Source organism: Herpetosiphonaceae bacterium, assembly GCA_036374795.1.
In the GTDB taxonomy this organism is placed as follows: domain Bacteria; phylum Chloroflexota; class Chloroflexia; order Chloroflexales; family Kallotenuaceae; genus LB3-1.
In genome coordinates this window covers 14,006-29,532 of record DASUTC010000164.1, presented here as the reverse complement: position 1 = coordinate 29,532, position 15,527 = coordinate 14,006, and the positions used below count along the sequence as shown (strand labels likewise).

The 15,527-nt window shown below is 65.2% G+C and carries 12 protein-coding genes; 4 read left to right on the top strand and 8 right to left on the bottom strand.

What is annotated here, in order from left to right; translation table 11 throughout:
- The 5 genes from VFZ66_11855 to VFZ66_11835 all read right to left on the bottom strand — a co-directional run.
- On the bottom strand, positions 1–918 hold a 918-nt coding region (locus VFZ66_11855; protein ID HEX6289882.1), incomplete at its 3' end, for a hypothetical protein.
- A gap of 208 nt (positions 919–1,126) precedes the next feature.
- A complete protein-coding gene (locus tag VFZ66_11850) occupies positions 1,127–1,819 on the bottom strand; it encodes a Bax inhibitor-1/YccA family protein (GenBank protein ID HEX6289881.1) in 693 nt (230 codons plus the stop codon).
- A 212-nt stretch (positions 1,820–2,031) separates the two neighbouring features.
- Positions 2,032–2,169, bottom strand: a complete 138-nt coding sequence (locus tag VFZ66_11845) for a hypothetical protein (protein ID HEX6289880.1) — start codon at positions 2,167–2,169, stop codon at positions 2,032–2,034.
- Between the two features lie 107 nt (positions 2,170–2,276).
- Complete coding sequence (locus tag VFZ66_11840) at positions 2,277–3,248, bottom strand: ROK family protein (GenBank protein ID HEX6289879.1); 972 nt, start codon at positions 3,246–3,248, stop codon at positions 2,277–2,279.
- 189 nt (positions 3,249–3,437) lie between these two features.
- Positions 3,438–3,893 (bottom strand): DUF433 domain-containing protein, encoded by a 456-nt coding sequence (locus VFZ66_11835; GenBank protein ID HEX6289878.1) that lies wholly within the window; start codon positions 3,891–3,893, stop codon positions 3,438–3,440.
- 113 nt (positions 3,894–4,006) lie between these two features.
- Here VFZ66_11835 and VFZ66_11830 point away from each other — a divergent pair, with 113 nt between their 5' ends.
- Genes VFZ66_11830 through VFZ66_11820 form a run of 3 tightly spaced genes read left to right on the top strand, consistent with a single transcriptional unit; the run spans position 4,007 to position 8,913 of the window.
- Positions 4,007–4,864, top strand: a complete 858-nt coding sequence (locus tag VFZ66_11830) for a 2-phosphosulfolactate phosphatase (GenBank protein HEX6289877.1) — start codon at positions 4,007–4,009, stop codon at positions 4,862–4,864.
- A gap of 9 nt (positions 4,865–4,873) precedes the next feature.
- Complete coding sequence (locus tag VFZ66_11825) at positions 4,874–7,696, top strand: GAF domain-containing protein (protein ID HEX6289876.1); 2,823 nt, start codon at positions 4,874–4,876, stop codon at positions 7,694–7,696.
- On the top strand, positions 7,693–8,913 hold the full coding sequence (locus tag VFZ66_11820; GenBank protein HEX6289875.1) for a glycosyltransferase family 2 protein: 1,221 nt from the start codon (positions 7,693–7,695) through the stop codon (positions 8,911–8,913). The genes VFZ66_11825 and VFZ66_11820 overlap by 4 nt, the downstream gene beginning before the upstream one ends.
- Here VFZ66_11820 and VFZ66_11815 read toward each other — a convergent pair.
- Complete coding sequence (locus VFZ66_11815) at positions 8,910–10,529, bottom strand: glycosyltransferase family 4 protein (GenBank protein ID HEX6289874.1); 1,620 nt, start codon at positions 10,527–10,529, stop codon at positions 8,910–8,912. The genes VFZ66_11820 and VFZ66_11815 overlap by 4 nt on opposite strands.
- A 26-nt stretch (positions 10,530–10,555) precedes the next feature.
- Here VFZ66_11815 and VFZ66_11810 point away from each other — a divergent pair, with 26 nt between their 5' ends.
- Complete coding sequence (locus tag VFZ66_11810) at positions 10,556–11,779, top strand: glycosyltransferase family 2 protein (GenBank protein ID HEX6289873.1); 1,224 nt, start codon at positions 10,556–10,558, stop codon at positions 11,777–11,779.
- Positions 11,780–11,808: 29 nt separating this feature from the next.
- Here VFZ66_11810 and VFZ66_11805 read toward each other — a convergent pair whose 3' ends face one another.
- Positions 11,809–14,343 (bottom strand): glycosyltransferase, encoded by a 2,535-nt coding sequence (locus VFZ66_11805; protein ID HEX6289872.1) that lies wholly within the window; start codon positions 14,341–14,343, stop codon positions 11,809–11,811.
- Positions 14,340–15,521 carry a methyltransferase domain-containing protein gene (locus tag VFZ66_11800; protein HEX6289871.1) on the bottom strand — a complete coding sequence of 394 codons (1,182 nt, stop codon included), beginning with the start codon at positions 15,519–15,521 and terminating at the stop codon, positions 14,340–14,342. Before VFZ66_11800 ends, VFZ66_11805 begins: the two co-directional genes overlap by 4 nt.
- Between the last annotated feature and the right edge of the window lie 6 nt (positions 15,522–15,527).

Sequence of the window (15,527 nt, the reverse complement as noted above, 5' to 3'; positions counted from 1 at the left end):
ATTGACGACCGCAAGAATCGCCAGCGGCACATTGACAGAGTTGGCCGCGTGGACGATTGGCTGCCCAAGCAGCACGCTCACGCGGACCGTGTTGGCAAAGCCCTGCCTGAACTGATCGAAGGTCTGGTTGCTGGCAGCGCCGCCGTTTGCCCAGTGCCGATACGCCTCATCGAACCGGCGCTCATTGATCGCGTCGTAGTAGCTAATCACCGTTTCGACCGCGCGAATCTCGGCCTGCAATGCCGCACTGCCCGATCGCGCGCCCAGCAGCTCCGCGCCCAGCCGCCCAAGCAGCACGCTAAAAGCCCGTGGGTTGTTTGGGTGCCACTCGAAGCGCGCCCGCTCGAACCACTGCGCCTGAACAGTATCGCCGCTGCTGTTAGTGTATTGGTACGGCTCGGTAATCGGGTAGCCGAACAGCGCCAGGCTTTCCGCAAAGCTCTTGCCGGTCCGACCATCGAACTCAAGGCCGTGAGTTGTCCAGTAGCTCAAGAAGCCGCTGCCGCCCTGCTGATTACAAACATTGTGGCGCGTAACCTCGAAGTAGGCGCAGCCTGCGACCCGCCCCGGCGATGTGGGCTGCGTGCGCCAATCGATGCCGCGCGCCGCCAGAATCTCGACGCCAAGCAATCCTAGCTCCACATCGTAGGGCGCCCGATTCTCAGGATGCAGCTCGAAGCGCTGCCGCTCGAAGTACTGAGCAGTGCGACCTTGCTCTTGCAGCTCCTCTGTGAGCGGGTAGCCAAACACCGCCAGGCCGCCGTGCTGCCGCCAGAACTGGAGAAAGCGCCCGCGCACCGTATGGCCGGTTTCAGGAAAAAACACCGATTCTTGCTGCGCCTGTACGCCTGACGGAGCGGATACGCCGAAGATCGGCAAGAGCAAGAGCAGGCAGATGGTGGTAGTCAGACTTCGCATAGCTACCCTCCTTGGAGCGCTCTGGTCCCGAAGCGAGATGCTTCGCCGCGACGGTGGAGACGGGATTGGTATGGCAGGAATCGTGCTGCAATAGATGTACCGAGAAGTGCTGGCATTGGCTGAGCCTGGACTATTACACGCTGGCATAAGCACAATAAAAAACGAACGGCGAGCGTGCCGTTCGTTGCGCGTTTCAGACGATCAGCGGCTAGTCGTCGCTGCGGCCAAGAATCCGCAGCAGCAGCAGGAACAGGTTGATAAAGTCGAGATACAGCGCCAGCGCGCCGTAGATCGCGATGCGCTGGCCCTGCTCCGCGCTGGCTGCGGCCATGCTCATATGCTTGATCTTCTGCGTATCCCAGGCGGTCAGCCCGACGAAGATCAGAACGCCTACGTACGTCAGCAGCCAGTAGAACGCCTCGCTGCGCAAAAACAAGTTGACCAGCGACGCCAGCAGGAAGCCGATCAGCGCCATGAAGCACAGGTTGCCGATCGACGTGAGATCGCGCTTTGTGGTGTAGCCGTAGAAGCTCATCGCGCCAAACGTCCCGGCGGTGATGAAAAAGGTCGTCGCGATCGATGCCTCGGTATAGGCCAGAAAAATCACCGATAGCGTCAGGCCGTTCAGCATGGAGTATAGCAGAAACAGCGCTGTGGCCGTGCCGACCGCCATACGCTGAATGCGCGCGCTGAGGAACCAGACCAGGCCGAATTCGGCCAGAATCAGCACAAAGAACAGCGGCGTGCCGAAGATCAGCGAAAGCAGCGCCTCCGAGCTGGCGACGAACATCGCGACCGCGCCCGTCACCAGCAGGCCGGCAGTCATCCAGGCATAGACCTGGCTGATGATGCCACGTTGACGAGCGTCAACCTGGCTGAGCGTGTAGGGATTGTACGACATCGATGAACCTTTCTATAAGCTGAGGATACTTACGACGTGTGTGCTGATTATACGTCGCCGCGCGGCATTTGTTTCGTCGTGATCGCGCGAGGTGATCGGCGGATGCGCGGCTAGTACCATCGGCTGGCGGCAATCAAGGCAGGCAAGGCACTGCGGGGTTCGTCTCCGGGGGTGTGAGCGCCTAGTTCGAGATCATCGCGGGGCCGGGTGAGCTACTCGAACTGATCTGCCACCGTGCAGGTAAAGCCAGGCACAACCTCGGCGTTTTCGAGGTGATCGTTCAGCGAGCAGATCCGCGCCCATCGAACGAGCGTATGCACCATCACCTCGCGGCTGCGCGGATAGACCACCAGATTCTATCAGCATAGCAACAGGCGATACCAGCAGCGCGGCACGCTTCGCTACTATTTCGCGTGCTGGAGCGCGGCGTACCGCGCCCCAAGCTTGGCTCGTCCGGCTATTCGGAGAGGCTGCACGCCGCCAGCGCGAGCGCGCCCACAGCCACGCTATCGTGTCCAAAGGTCGAGGCGACGACCGGCACATCGCGCCTCATGGTCGGCGGCAGCCCGGCTGCAAGCTGGCTGCGGATCGCATGGATGAACGGCTCTCCGCCGATGCGTACCACAACGCCGCCGATCACAATAATCTCCGGATCGAGCAGGTTGACGACGTTTGCCAGCGCCGCGCCCAGCATCTCAGTCGTCTCGGCCACGGTCTGCTGCCCGGCGGGATTGTCGCCAAAGACCTGCTCCAGATCGTCGGTGCGCAGGCCCAGCTCATTGACCCGCCGCAGCAGACCCCCGACCGACACGTACGATTCGAGGTGGCCTCTGCCGCCGCAGGAGCAGGGCGGCCCATCGTAGCGGATGATCGCGTGACCGATCTCACCGGCGACCATCGTCGCGCCGTGGAACAGACGGCCATCGAAGACGATGCCGCCGCCGACGCCGGAGCTGAGATGCAGATAAAACAGATGGCGGCGATCGGTGCCCGCGCCGCAGGTGGCCTCGCCGAGCGCGATCACACGGGCATCGTTGTCGAGCAGGGTCAGCGCGTCGAAGGCCTCCTCGAAGCGCATGGCGAGCGGGTAATGCTCCCAGCCGCTCGCGCGATGCGACAGCCGCGTAACACCGGCATCGCTATCCACCGGGCCGCCGAAGCCAATGGCGATGCGCATCACGCCGTCTGGACGGCTCATCTGGCTCAGTACACCGCGCGTCAGATCCAGCGCCTGCTCCACGATCGCATCGGCACTACCCGTCGGCAGCGGACGGTGAGCGGTGACAACTTGCTGGCCCTGCATATCGGCCACAATCGCGCGGAGGCCATAGCTGCCAATGTCTACACCGATAACCGATCCTTGGCTGCCCACAAGATCGCTACGCCGTCGTTGCAACCAGCGTTTCACCAGTTCCAGTGGCTCGTTCATCAGCAGCTCCTTTTCAAGTGTGTGAGACAATGCGCCATGCCGCACGATTAGCCTATCAGCATACTAGAGAGTGCTTCGTTCGGCAAGTGCACCCCGCCGTACGCTGCCAAGACCAGGGATCAGGAGTCGGAGACAAGGAAGCGCGGAAACAAGGAATCAATTAAGCGCTTGTGCTTTGTGCTCCGCCCCCTACGATCCTTCCCTGCTCCGCTCCTGCGCGGCGATCACGCTTGCGCCCGGCTGTGCCGCCGATCGCTCGGCGCGGCGCTGCGCGATCAGGCGATCGATCTCCTCGGCGTGCTCGTAGTAGTAGGCTAGCGCGCCATAGATCTGCGCCTGATTCAACTGCGGGAAATGATGGCGCAGGTCGTCGATCGAGTTGCCCTGAAGATGCCACTGCGCGACCTCGCGGATGGAAATATCGGAGCCGCGCACCCTGGGCTCGCCCGATGGGCTGCTGACAACCGCGCCCTCGGCCTTTTGCAGCATCTCGGTCAGCAGCTCGTACTTGTTAATATCGATCACCGCCGCGACCGACATGGTTTGATCTTCGATGATAAAATCTTGCTTATCGCGATGAACACGACGGATCATCTCGTCCAGGCCGGTGTCGCGCAGAGCATCAAGATTGGTTAAGATCGGCATGAGAACCCCCCTTGCTCAATAACTATCGATAACCTAGCAAGCCGCGCACCGTGCGTTCAGCAGAAACGCTGTGGTATACTGAAAGCCATTGGGCAAGAATAGGAGCAGATTACATGCACGTCGAAGTAGCCTGTTTGCCACGCGACGCCACACGTTTACCTGAGCGTGTCGCGCTCGTGATCGACGTTATTCGGGCGACGACGACGATCGTCACAATGTTCGAGCGCGGCGCGCGCTCGGTGAGGCTGGCGAGCGACGTGCTGAGCGCGCGCGCGGCTGTCAGGCAGCATGTATCAACGCTCCTGGTCGGCGAGGTCGGCGGCCTGCATCCCCCCGATTTCGCGTACGGCAACTCCCCGGTCGCGCTGATCGACGCCGATCTTCGCCAGCACGATCTGATCTTCAGCACCACCAACGGCACGCGCGCGCTGGTCGCCGCCGCCGAGGCGGTGGCCGTGATCGCGGCGTGTTTGCGCAACGGACGGGCGGCGGTCGCCACGGCGCTTGACCTGGCGGGCGAGCAGCAGGCCGACATCAGCATCATCTGCGCAGGACGGGCGGGCGGCACGCAGCAGGGCTTGGACGACCTGATCTGCGCGGGCTACCTCGTCGAGCAGATTATCACGCAGGCAGGCGGCACGATCGCGGCTTGGCAGCCCGATGCCGACTTTGCGGCGACCGTCCAGCGTACCGCATTGGAGCCGAATAGCGTTGAGCTCGATGACTCCGCGCGGATCGCGCGGCACCTGTACCACAAATCCGTACGGCACCCGCAGCGCCCGCGCGAGGAGGAGATCGCCGCCGCGTTTCGTGAGACGGGCGCGGCCCAGGGCTTGACCCGTCTCGGCCTGGCGGAAGATGTCGGCTTTTGTGCTCAGATCGACGTGAGTGAGGTTGTGCCCCGGCTGGCACGGCCCGGCGAGCTAACACCGTATCCGCTCTCGATCCTGGCGGCTGGTGTAGCGCCTTAGGAATACCGCGTGGTAGAACTGGAACGCGAAAAAGAACAGCTCCAAGCTGCGCTCAAGCGCTGGCAGCAGCACGCGACACTGCTGCGCGAGATCGCGCTCGCCAGCCGTGGCGGCGTCGATCCCCGGCAGGTCTTCCGGACGATCTACGATCGCCTATCGAACGTGCTGCCGGTCGATGCGTTTTTTGTCGCGCTGTGCGACAACGATCATCCTCAGCAGTACCGCTTCGTGCTGTTTATCGACGAGGACAAGCCCTACGAGCTGCCCAGCAGCCGCGTCGGCGGCATCGCCGGGTACCTGCTTGAGCATAAGCAGCCGATGCTCTTCCGCGATCTCCACGCCGAGTTTCGGCAGGAGGGCGTGCCGCCGCCGGAGCGCTTCGGCAACGTCGAGAAGCGCTCGAAAGCCTGGATGGGCGTGCCCCTGCTGATCGGTCGCGACGCCGTGGGTGTGCTCTCGGCACAGAGCTACACCTACGGCGCGTACGACGAGAACGATCTTCAACTCCTGGTGGCGCTGGGCGACCTCGCCGCGATTGCGATCGAGAACGCGATGCTCTATCGGGCGCAGGAGGAGCTGAGCCAATCGCTGGCCGACCGCGTGACGGCGCGCAGCGAGGAGCTGGCGGTGCTGACGGCGATTGCCGTGACGTTCAGCCAGGGCCAGACGCTCGACGTGCTGCTCGACGAGGTGCTTGAGCGCGTGCTCTGGCTGCTCGGCATGAACGCCGGATCGATCTTCCTGCACGAGCGCCGCACGCTGATGCATCGGGTCGCGTGGCGTGCCGACAGCGCGATCCAGATGCCCTCGGAGTGGCTGCCGATCGAAGGCTCGTCGCGGGTGGCGACCGCCCTGCGCACGGGCCAGTTCGTCGAGGAGATTCGCGATAGCCACGCGATCATGGCGATGCCGCTGCGGGCGCATGGGCAGACCGTCGGCGTGATGACGCTGCACGGTCCCGCGCGCTCGCTGACCGAGCACGAGCACACGCTGCTTGAGGCCGCCAGCTATCAGATCGCGGTTGGGATCGAAAACGCGCGGCTGCTGGCGGAGCGCGAGCGGCAGATCGCCCAGCTAGAATCGCTGACGAGCATCGCCGCCGCGAGCGCCTCGACGCTCGATCTACGCGCGATGCTGGAGCAGGTCTATAGCCTGCTGCGCAAGCTGCTGCCGATCGACGGCTTTCTGGCGGCGACGATCGACGGCGACGGCCACACGATCGAGACGGGCGTGACCTGGAGTCGCGAGGCCGCCATGACGCTGATCGAGCACCTGCCGCTCGATCGGGCCACCCGACTAGGACATGTCGTGCAGGAGCAGGGAGCGCTGCTGCTGCGCCACACCGATCCGCAGCACTACGAGCTACGCACACGCCAGAGCTGGGAGCGCGGCGCGATGTCGTGGCTGGGCGTGCCCCTGCTGAATCGGGAGAACAAGCCGCTGGGCGTGCTGGCGATTCAAAGCCAGCGCCCGGATGCCTTCGACCGGCGCGATCAGCAGTTCTTGAGCGCGGTGGCGCATCAACTGGCGCTGAACGTCGAGAACGCGCAGCTCTACCAGTCAGCGCGCAGCAGCGCCGAGATCGCCGAGCGACGCGCCCATAATCTGGCGCTGGTCCACAGCATCTCGCGGCTGGTCAACTCATCGCTCAATCCCCAGGAGGTGCTGGGCATTGCCGCAGAGCAGCTTGTCAGGCTGATCGGCGTCGATTACTGCGCGATCAATATCTACACCAGCGCCGGCTGGAGCGGCGAGATCGTCGCGGAGTATCCGGCGCTGGGCTTGCTCGGACAGCATGTTACCTTCGAGAACACGGAAGATTTTCAGGAAGATACGCAGGTCATGGGGCAGCCGATCTATATCGCCGAGATCGAGCATGATCCACGCACGCGCCCGATCCGTGAGCTGGCAGGGCGGCTCGGCATGCGATCGATGCTGATCGTGCCGCTGATCTCGCGTGGCCGGGCGATCGGCGCGATCGGGCTGAACAGCCGCGCGGCGGATCGAAGGTTCAGCGCCGAGGAGCTTGAGCTATGCCGCACGATCGCCGCGCAGGTGGCGATTGCGCTTGAGAACGCGCGGCTGTTCCAGCTCTCGGTGACGCGAATCGAGCAGGAGATGGACATTGCCCGCTCGATCCAGGCCAACCTCTTTCCGCGCAGCCTGCCGGAGATTCCGGGCGCGGATCTCGCGGCGCGCTGCGTGCCAGCGCGCGAGACGGGCGGCGATTTCTACGATGTCCTGCCGCTCGATCACGATCGCTTTGGGCTGAGCATCGGCGATGTTTCGGGCAAGAGTCTGCCTGCCGCGATGCTGATGGCGGTCGCGCGCTCGATCGTCCGCTCTGAGGCGCTCGATCACGAGCTGGCCGAGGACGTGATGTGCCAGACGAACATGCTGATCGCGCAGGACGTGCCGCCGGATACCTACGTCGCGCTGTGCTACGCGGTCTATGACGCGCGGCAATACACGCTTGAGCTGGCGCTGGGCGGTCAGCTCACGCCGCTGCTGCGCCGACGCGACGGCACGGTCGGGTTCATCGACGCCAGGGGGAATCTGCCGCTGGGCATGGTTCCCTCGGCGCGCTATAGCGCCACCAATATCCAGCTTGAGGCGGGCGATACGGTGCTCTTCTACACCGACGGGCTGGTAGAGGCGTTCTCACCGGAGCGCGAGCTGTTTGGCTTCGAGCGGCTGCAAGACGCCTTCGCCGCGTGTGGCGACGATCCCGCCGCCGAGGTGATCGGCCAGCTCTTCGCGGCGGTGAATGCCTGGCAGGCCGCAGACGAGCGCAGCGATGACATCACGGCTGTTGTGCTGCACGTCCGATGAGTAGCCGCCTTCCGCATGTGGCGCTGATCGTCGTGGCCTACGGTCATGCCGCGCAGCTTCCGGCGACGCTCGACGCGCTGCGGCAGCTAGCGTATCCAGCCGACCGCCGCTCGATCGTGGTGGTGGAGAACGGCGACGGCAGCAGCGCCGCCGTGGCGCGGCGACAGCCCGATGTGTGTGTGCTGGAGCCGGGGCGCAATCTGGGCTTTGCGGGCGGCTGCAATCTGGCGGTCGCGCAGACCGAGAGCGAGATCGTCGCTCTGATCAATCCCGATCTTCAGCCGCAGCCAGCGTTCTTGCGGGCGCTGATCGCGCCGCTGGCGGATTCGACGATCGGCGTGGTCGGCGCGAAGCTGCTCTATCCCGATGGCCGGACGATCCAGCACGCCGGCGGCTACCTTCAGCAGCCGGTGCTGCTGGCGCAGCACGTGGGCTACGGCGAGGCCGATCGCGGGCAGCACGACACGCCCGGCGAGGTCGAGTTTGTCACGGGCGCGGCCCTGGCAATGCGGCGCGCTACCTGGGAAGCGCTCGGCGGCCTGGACGAGGCGTTCTATCCCGCCTACTACGAAGATGTCGATCTCTGCTGGCGGGTGCGGCAGCAGGGATCGCGCGTCTGGTACGCGCCCGATGCCGTGGCGATCCATCAGGAGGCCGCCGCGCTCGGCAAGGGCTCAGCCGCCTACCACCGGCTGTATCATCATAACCGGCTGCGGCTGCTCTTCAAGCACTACGCCGACGACTGGCTGGTGCAGAGCTGGCTGCCCGCCGAGCTGACGCACCTGCGCGCCACTGCCGACGACGCCGAGATCGCGGGCCTGCTGGCGGCCTACCTGAGCTGGCAATCGGCGCTGCTGGCTGGCTCCGACGCTCCCGCCGCATCGCCCGCCGAGATCCCACCGGCTGAGCCTCTCCATCAGGGCGAGCTGGACTGGACGGTTCGGCAGGTCAGCGCCAAGCGCACGATCGCGCCGCTGCCGTTTCGATCGCGCTGGCCGCTGGTCGCCGCACTGCGCACGTGGTGGAACCGGATCGCCACCGAGACGTATCTCCGCCCGCTGATCCAGCAGCAGAACGACTACAACGCCTCCCTCGCCGAGCTAGCGCGGGCGCTGGAGCGACAGCGGCGCGCGGCAGACGCGGCGATCGTGTGCCAGGGGATGGTGCTGGCGAAAGTTTTAGGAACAAAGAACAAAGAACAAAGAACAAAGGTTTAAGTTCGCGCTCTCCTTGTTCCCTTGTTCCCTTGCTCCCTTGTTTCCTTGTTCCCTTGTTCTACTACCTCCCTCACCCGCCGCGCGAACACCTCGAAGCCAAAGACGCGGCTGCGCTCGACAGCGCCCGCCGCTAAGCGCTCGCGCAGCGCGGCATCGTCGATCAGCCGCCGTGTCTGCGCCTGAAGCTCGTGGAGCGTGTGCCACAGCAAGCCGCTCTCGTCGTGTACGACCGTCTCAAGCTGGCCCGCTTTGGCGATCACCACGGGCACGCAGCCAGCCGCCATCGCCTCGATCGTGGTGATGCCGAAATGCTCGAAGCTGTCGGGATCGCGCTGCTCGTCCTCGCCGTAGCCCGTGGCGTGCCAGAAGATGCTGGCCTCGCCGTAGCAGCGCCGCAGCTCATCCAGCGGCGCGTTCACATGCAGCACGATCGGATAGCCGACAGCGGCGGCTTGTACCTGCTCAAGATAGGCGCGCTGCTCAGGCCGATCGAGATCGCAGCCGCCGACCAGATGATACTCCCAGCCGGTCAGGCCAGCGTCGCACAGAGCGCGGAACGCCTGGATCATCGGCAGGTGCTTTTTATTGTGCGCGCCAGCGAAGAAGCGGCCAACGCTGACGATCAGCGGGCGCTTCGGCAGCGCGGCGAGCGCGTCGAGATCGACCGTGGGATACAGCACCTCGCTGGGACGCTGCCAGCGCCGCGTGATCCAGTGCTGCGCAAAGCGCGAGTCGGTCATGATCGTCTGGTAGGCGTCCAGCGCGCGTGTCACCTCGGTGATGCTGCGCGAGGTGGGTCGAAGGCTGCGCCACGGCTGCGCGACGATTCGCCCTGCCAGTCGCTCCTCAAGACCACCGAGCAGCGCCACGCTATGCAGCGGCAGGCCCCGCTCACGATCGTCTGCCGCGATACCGCAAGCCCGCAGCGTCCACGGCGCTACCTCAAGCTCGACCACACAGACCCGCCCCGCTCGGAGCGGACGCGGCAGCGGGATGCGCCACTCGGTCCAGTCGTCGGCGCGCTCGGCAATGCACACGCCGTCGACCAGCACGCGCACGGCAGGCGGCGGAACGGCAGGAGGCCGCAGATCGGCGAGCGTGATCAGCAGCGTGCGGGCGGGCAGCGGCCAGCGGCGGCACACTTCCAGCCGCGCGCGGCGTCCGGTCCAGGTCCAGTGCAGCGATCCATTCGTTTCGGGCGGATACACCCCCGCGATCCACCGCACTATTGAAGGCGCGAGCCGGGCTGAGCGCCGCGCGAACTGCGGCTGTCCGCCTGCGCTGTAGGCGATCAGCGGCTTTGGAAAATACACATACAGCAGGTTTGTGCGGGCATGGGACGCGAAAAGATCGCCGTGTGACGCATTCAGCAGCAGATCGTACTCCGCCGAGATCGCCGTCAGCCGCTCGTTGGCCGGGCTATCCGGCACGTCGCGTAAGGCGATGGTATGCAGATCGAGCGCCAGACGCCGCCCGACCGCCGCGAGATCGAGCGGCTGATGTGTGATGATCTCGACGCTATGGCCTGCCTGCGCCAGCGCGCGGGCGAAATCCAGCGATACACGCTCGCCGCCGCCGAGCGTCGCCAGCCAGCGATTGTAGATCCCGATGCGCATGCGTACTCCATGCTACAATAGCCGCCATGCAGCCGACTGTTTCGATTATTATCGTCACCTACCAGAGCGCCCGGCAGATCGATGCGTGCCTCACAGCGCTGACCCGGCTTCCGACCAGCCTCGACCACGAGATTATCGTCGTGGATAACGCCTCGCAGGATGATACCGTATCGCGCCTCCGTGGACACACGCCTAAGGTGCGGCTGCTGGCCGAGGCCGAAAACTGGGGCTTTGCGGGCGGCGTGAATCGTGGCGTGTCCCAGGCGCGCGGCAGCCTGATCGCGCTGCTCAACCCCGACGCGATCCCCTGCCCTGGCTGGCTGGACGAGCTGATCGCGCCCTTCGCCGATCCTCAGGTGGGCGTCGCGGGCAGCAAGGTGCTCGACGCCGAGGGGCGGATTCAATCGATCGGCACGCTGCTCGACCTGCCGCTGCTGCTCACGGCGCATCGGGGCGCGGGCGAGATCGACGCCGGGCAGTACGATACTCCCGCCGACGTGTGGGCGGTCCACGGCGCGGCGATGGCCTTTCCCCGCCATCTGTGGGCGGCGCGGGGCGGCTTCGACGAGGGCTACTTTCCGGCATACTTCGAGGAGAGCGACTTCTGCGAGCGGACGCGACGGGCTGGCTACCGGGTTGTCACCGCGCCGCGCGCCGCCGTCGTCCACTCCGAGTCCTCGTCGACCGGCAAGTTCAGCGCTGAGTTTTACTTTTACTACCTGCGCAACCGGCTGCGCTACGCCCTCACCTGGCACGCCTGGCCGATGCTCTGGAACGAGTTTCGGCTGGCAGAGCGCGCCCGGCTACGAACCGCGCCGCTGCTGGATCGTCGAGTGGCGAGGCTGGTCTACGAGCAGGGGATGACAGCCCTGGACCCGCCCGATGCTGCTCAGCGCGCGGCGATCCTGGCGACAGGCCGCAGGCTCCGCGAGGGCATGCTGCCCGACGACGGACTTCAGCCGCTTCTGGACCTTGCCGACGAGGCCGCGCACAACAGCGTCCTGGCCGAAGTTCGATTTCGGTCGCGCTGGCCGCTGGTCGCCGCGCTGCGCACAGCCTGGAACAGCATCGCGACGCGCTGGTACGTGCGGCCCAGCCTCGATCAGCAGACACGCTTCAACCTGGCGCTGCAACGCGCGCTCCAGAGCACGATCGACGAGATTGCCGCGCGCTCCGCCGCCGACGCGCTCGATAGCGCGTTGCTCGCGTGGAAGCTTCAGGCCCACGCGAGCAGCGCCAACCAATCGTAGCGCCGGGCTACTCTCATGTCTCGGCGCTCTCAAATACGGCCAAACACCCGTTGCAGCAGCCGCAGCAGCCGCATCACGCGCCCATGCTGGACCTGCCCGATCAAGCCTTCGAGATAGGCGATATGCTCGTTTTTGGCCGCGACGATCGCGTCCAGCTCGTCCATGCGGCGCTGAATGCTGGGCAGCAAGCCCTGTGTCGCCTGCTCGTTGATCGCTGGCGCTTGCCGCCGCTTATCCGGCGCGTAGCGCGGCTGTCGGCAAAACGCGAACAGCGGGCGGAGCACCTGGGGCCAGGCAAACTGCTGCCGCGCTGCGGCAAACGTCGGCTCGTACATCTGCCGCGCATTCGGCTGCTCCGCCAGCGCCAGGATCGCGGCGGCGTAGGCTTCAGCATCCTCGATCGGCACGACATAGCCCAGCCCGCGCTCGATCACCGTATCCGCCAGCGTATCGCCCGCCGCGACGACCATCGGCAGCCCGGCCCAGATGTAGTCGAGCAGCCGCGTGCGGAACGCAAAGCGCGTCTCGACATGCTCCAGATGCGCGCTGACGCCGATGTCGGCCTCCAGCAGATAGTTCGCCCGCTCGTCGTAGGGCACCCAGCGATCGTTGAAAAAGACCGTCCGGCTATGTAACCCTAGCTCGCAGGCCAGCGCCACCGCCCGATCGTACATCGCCATCACCGGCACGTCGTTGGGATTGGGATGATGGTAGCCCATGAAAAAGAGCTTCACATCGGGCCGCTGCCGCCCCACAATCGCCATCGCGCGGATCACCGTCAGCGGATCGAGCCAGTCCCAGATCCCGCCGCCCCACAGCACCAGCGTATCGTCGGCGGCGATACCGGGAACAACGCCTTTGATCACCTTGCGCTCATGAACCGGCGGCGCTGGCTGTAGGCCAAACGGCACCACGTCGATCAGCGAGCGGAAGGTCGGATCGTGCTGATACGCCTCAGGCGAGAGACGGCCCAGGCTGCCGAGCGCGCCGAGCCAGAAATCGCGCTGCCGCTCGCTGGCGCAGATAAAGAAGTCGCCCACGCAAAGCTGCTCGTTCAGGATCGCCAGATCGCCCGCCGTGCGCTCCACCACCGACTCCGGGCTTTGCCGCGTATGAATCTCCAGGTTTTCCAGGTGAAACGGATCGTAGAGATCGACGACGAGCACCTTGTGCAGCGCTTTGAGCGCCGGATAGAGCGCCAGCGTAAAGCCCTGCACGATCAGCACTTCGGCGTGGCTGGCGACATGCTGCACCGCCTCCTGATCGCCGCGCTGAAACGCCACACACTCGACATCCGCGATCGTCACCGCCGCCTGCTCAGGCGCGGCCAGCGTCACGTAGCACGTCTGCGCCAGGTAGCGCGCCATCTCGACGGCCCGAATACCAGGCCCGGCCAGATTCTGATAGAGCGGATCGCTGCTGAGGATCAGCACCCGCGTTGTGCGAGAGCCATTGAACATAGCGCGAATATCGAATGCCTCCGTGAGCGTCTCCTGAAGCAGCAGGTAGGACGGCGCGAGGTAGTTGGCGCCCATCGGGCGCTTGAGCAGCGGCAGGATCTCGGCGTCGGGACGGGCGCGACGTGCCTGGATCGCCTGCCTTTTGGCCCACAGACGCGGAAAATCGTCGATCAGATCGCCCGCCGCGACGATATAGCTGAGCATCGCCTTGGGCACCGGGATCGTCGGATCGACCGTGGCATGATTGCGCTGGCGCATGTCGAACTCGCGCCGATCGATCGTCTGGCCGCCGTCCAGCAGGCTTTTCTTGAGCAGCAGCAGCAGCGCCGCTGGCAGCACCCGCTGCAAGTGCTCGTCGTCGTAGTTCTTGATGATCGTCATCAGCGCGTTGCGCTCAAGCAGCGTGCGCACCTGATGGCCGTACATCGTGCTGGACGTGCCGTGCGAGCGATGATAGACCACCGCCTCAGGCGCGAGCAGCACGCGATAGCCGTACAGCCAGAGCCGCCAGCCGAAATCAACGTCCTCGAAGTAGGCGAAATAGTCTTCGTCGAAGCCGCCTGTGTCGAGAAAGACCTGCCGATCGACCAGCATCGCGCCGCCGCAGGCGAAGAGCAACTGCTCCTGCTCGACGGCGACCGCATCGGCGGGAAACTGGTGGAAGAACTGATCGCCGTGGCCGTAGAAGTTGACGCCGCCGCCCACGAAGTCGATCCGCCGCCCGTGCCAGTCCAGCATGCGCGCGCCGACGCACGCCACGCCCTCGGCGCGCTGCGCCTCAAGCGGCTCGACCATCGCCCTGATCCAGCGCGGATCGGCGTAGGCATCGTTGTTGATCAGCGCCAGGTAGCGACCGCCTGCCGCCGCCGCGCCCTGGTTGACCGCGGGCGCGAAGCCGCGATTGTCGGCGTTCTGGATCACTCTGACCATCGGGAATCGCGCGGCTATCAGCTCCCGCGAGCCATCCTGCGAGTTGTTGTCCACCAGGATCAGCTCGACCAGCTCAGCTGGATAGTCTTGCTTGAGCAGCGAGCTAAAGCACGGCTCTAGATGCTGGCGTCCGTTGAAGTTGACGACGACCACCGATACCGTAGGCAGAGTCACGATCGCTTCCTTCCTGACAACCTGTTCAGCAGCCGCATGACTCGTCCGTTTTGCACCGCCTCAAGCTGCCGCCGCAGCGTCGCCGCCTGGCCTTCGAGCCACTGGGAGCGCTCCAAGAGATCCCGCAGCGCGCCCTCGTAGCGCTCGACTTGCAGCCGCCCGCGCTCGTTGACCACCACAACATGTTCCTGCATCTGGTTGATCACGATCTGCTGATCGGCGATGATCCGCTCCAGCGCGCTGACCTGCTGCTGGTAGTGCGTCTGAAGCCTGGCCGTCTCGTCGTGATGGGCCAGCAGTTGGCGCTGCATCACCGTCACCAGGGTTGGCTGGAGCGCGCCGCCCCAGTCGGCGGAGGCATCTGATTGCGGCGGCATGATCGTCGGCGCGAGCACCGCATCCACCGCCGCCACCAGCCCCGGCGTTTTCTCGGCGATGATCAGATGGCGATAGGCCGGATCGCGGCGCTCCGTGGGAAAGAACGATCGATTGTAGTACGAGTCGAGCAGCCGCTGCGCTGTGATGCCGGGATCGACGCGCAGCAGCAGATGCTTGATCAGCATCATGCCCAGCCAGGCGTGCAGGTAGCCCGTGGGATAGGCCCGCGCAGCAACGCCCTCGCGATCGAGCAGATCCAGCCACTCCTCCAGACGCGGCAGCCCGTAGTCGCGATGCTCCTTCAACTGCTGGTGCTCGGCGCGTAGCTCGACCCTGATATACTCGAAGAGCAGCGCCTCGGCGGCCTCGACCTCCGGCGTGCCGAACGGCGCGAGCAAGATCACGCCGTGCCGCGCCACGCGCAGCAATTCCTGCCAGAAGGCCGTACGCGCCGACTGTGGAATATGCTCAAGCGTATCGGCGGAGACGACCAGATCGAAGCTGGCGTCGTCGAAGCGCAGCGCGGTGCCGTCGCCCTTGACGTAGCCCGGCAGATCGCACTCCACCACATCGAGGACCGTCACGCTATCGGCGGGAAGAAAGCGCTTCAGCGGCAGCGTCGGCTGTCCATGATCCTCGTAAAAACCGCCGACATCCAGGATCGTCAGCCGCGGCGCGCCCAGCGGCTCGCGGCAGGCATCGACCGCCTCGCGCAGCATGTGGTAGCGCCCGAACTGATCGAACGGCATTTCTTGCGCCGCCTGCTCCAATCCCGGCAGGCGGCTCACTCCCTTGGTCATAGATCC

What these genes read in the sequence shown, in the direction of transcription:
- VFZ66_11800 (HEX6289871.1), bottom strand. Translation starts at nt 15,521, where the DNA reads ATGACCAAGGGAGTGAGCCGCCTGCCGGGATTGGAGCAGGCGGCGCAA.
- VFZ66_11810 (HEX6289873.1), top strand. Translation starts at nt 10,556, where the DNA reads ATGCAGCCGACTGTTTCGATTATTATCGTCACCTACCAGAGCGCCCGG.
- VFZ66_11815 (HEX6289874.1), bottom strand. Translation starts at nt 10,529, where the DNA reads ATGCGCATCGGGATCTACAATCGCTGGCTGGCGACGCTCGGCGGCGGC.
- VFZ66_11840 (HEX6289879.1), bottom strand. Translation starts at nt 3,248, where the DNA reads ATGAACGAGCCACTGGAACTGGTGAAACGCTGGTTGCAACGACGGCGT.
- VFZ66_11820 (HEX6289875.1), top strand. Translation starts at nt 7,693, where the DNA reads ATGAGTAGCCGCCTTCCGCATGTGGCGCTGATCGTCGTGGCCTACGGT.
- VFZ66_11850 (HEX6289881.1), bottom strand. Translation starts at nt 1,819, where the DNA reads ATGTCGTACAATCCCTACACGCTCAGCCAGGTTGACGCTCGTCAACGT.
- VFZ66_11835 (HEX6289878.1), bottom strand. Translation starts at nt 3,893, where the DNA reads ATGCCGATCTTAACCAATCTTGATGCTCTGCGCGACACCGGCCTGGAC.
- VFZ66_11830 (HEX6289877.1), top strand. Translation starts at nt 4,007, where the DNA reads ATGCACGTCGAAGTAGCCTGTTTGCCACGCGACGCCACACGTTTACCT.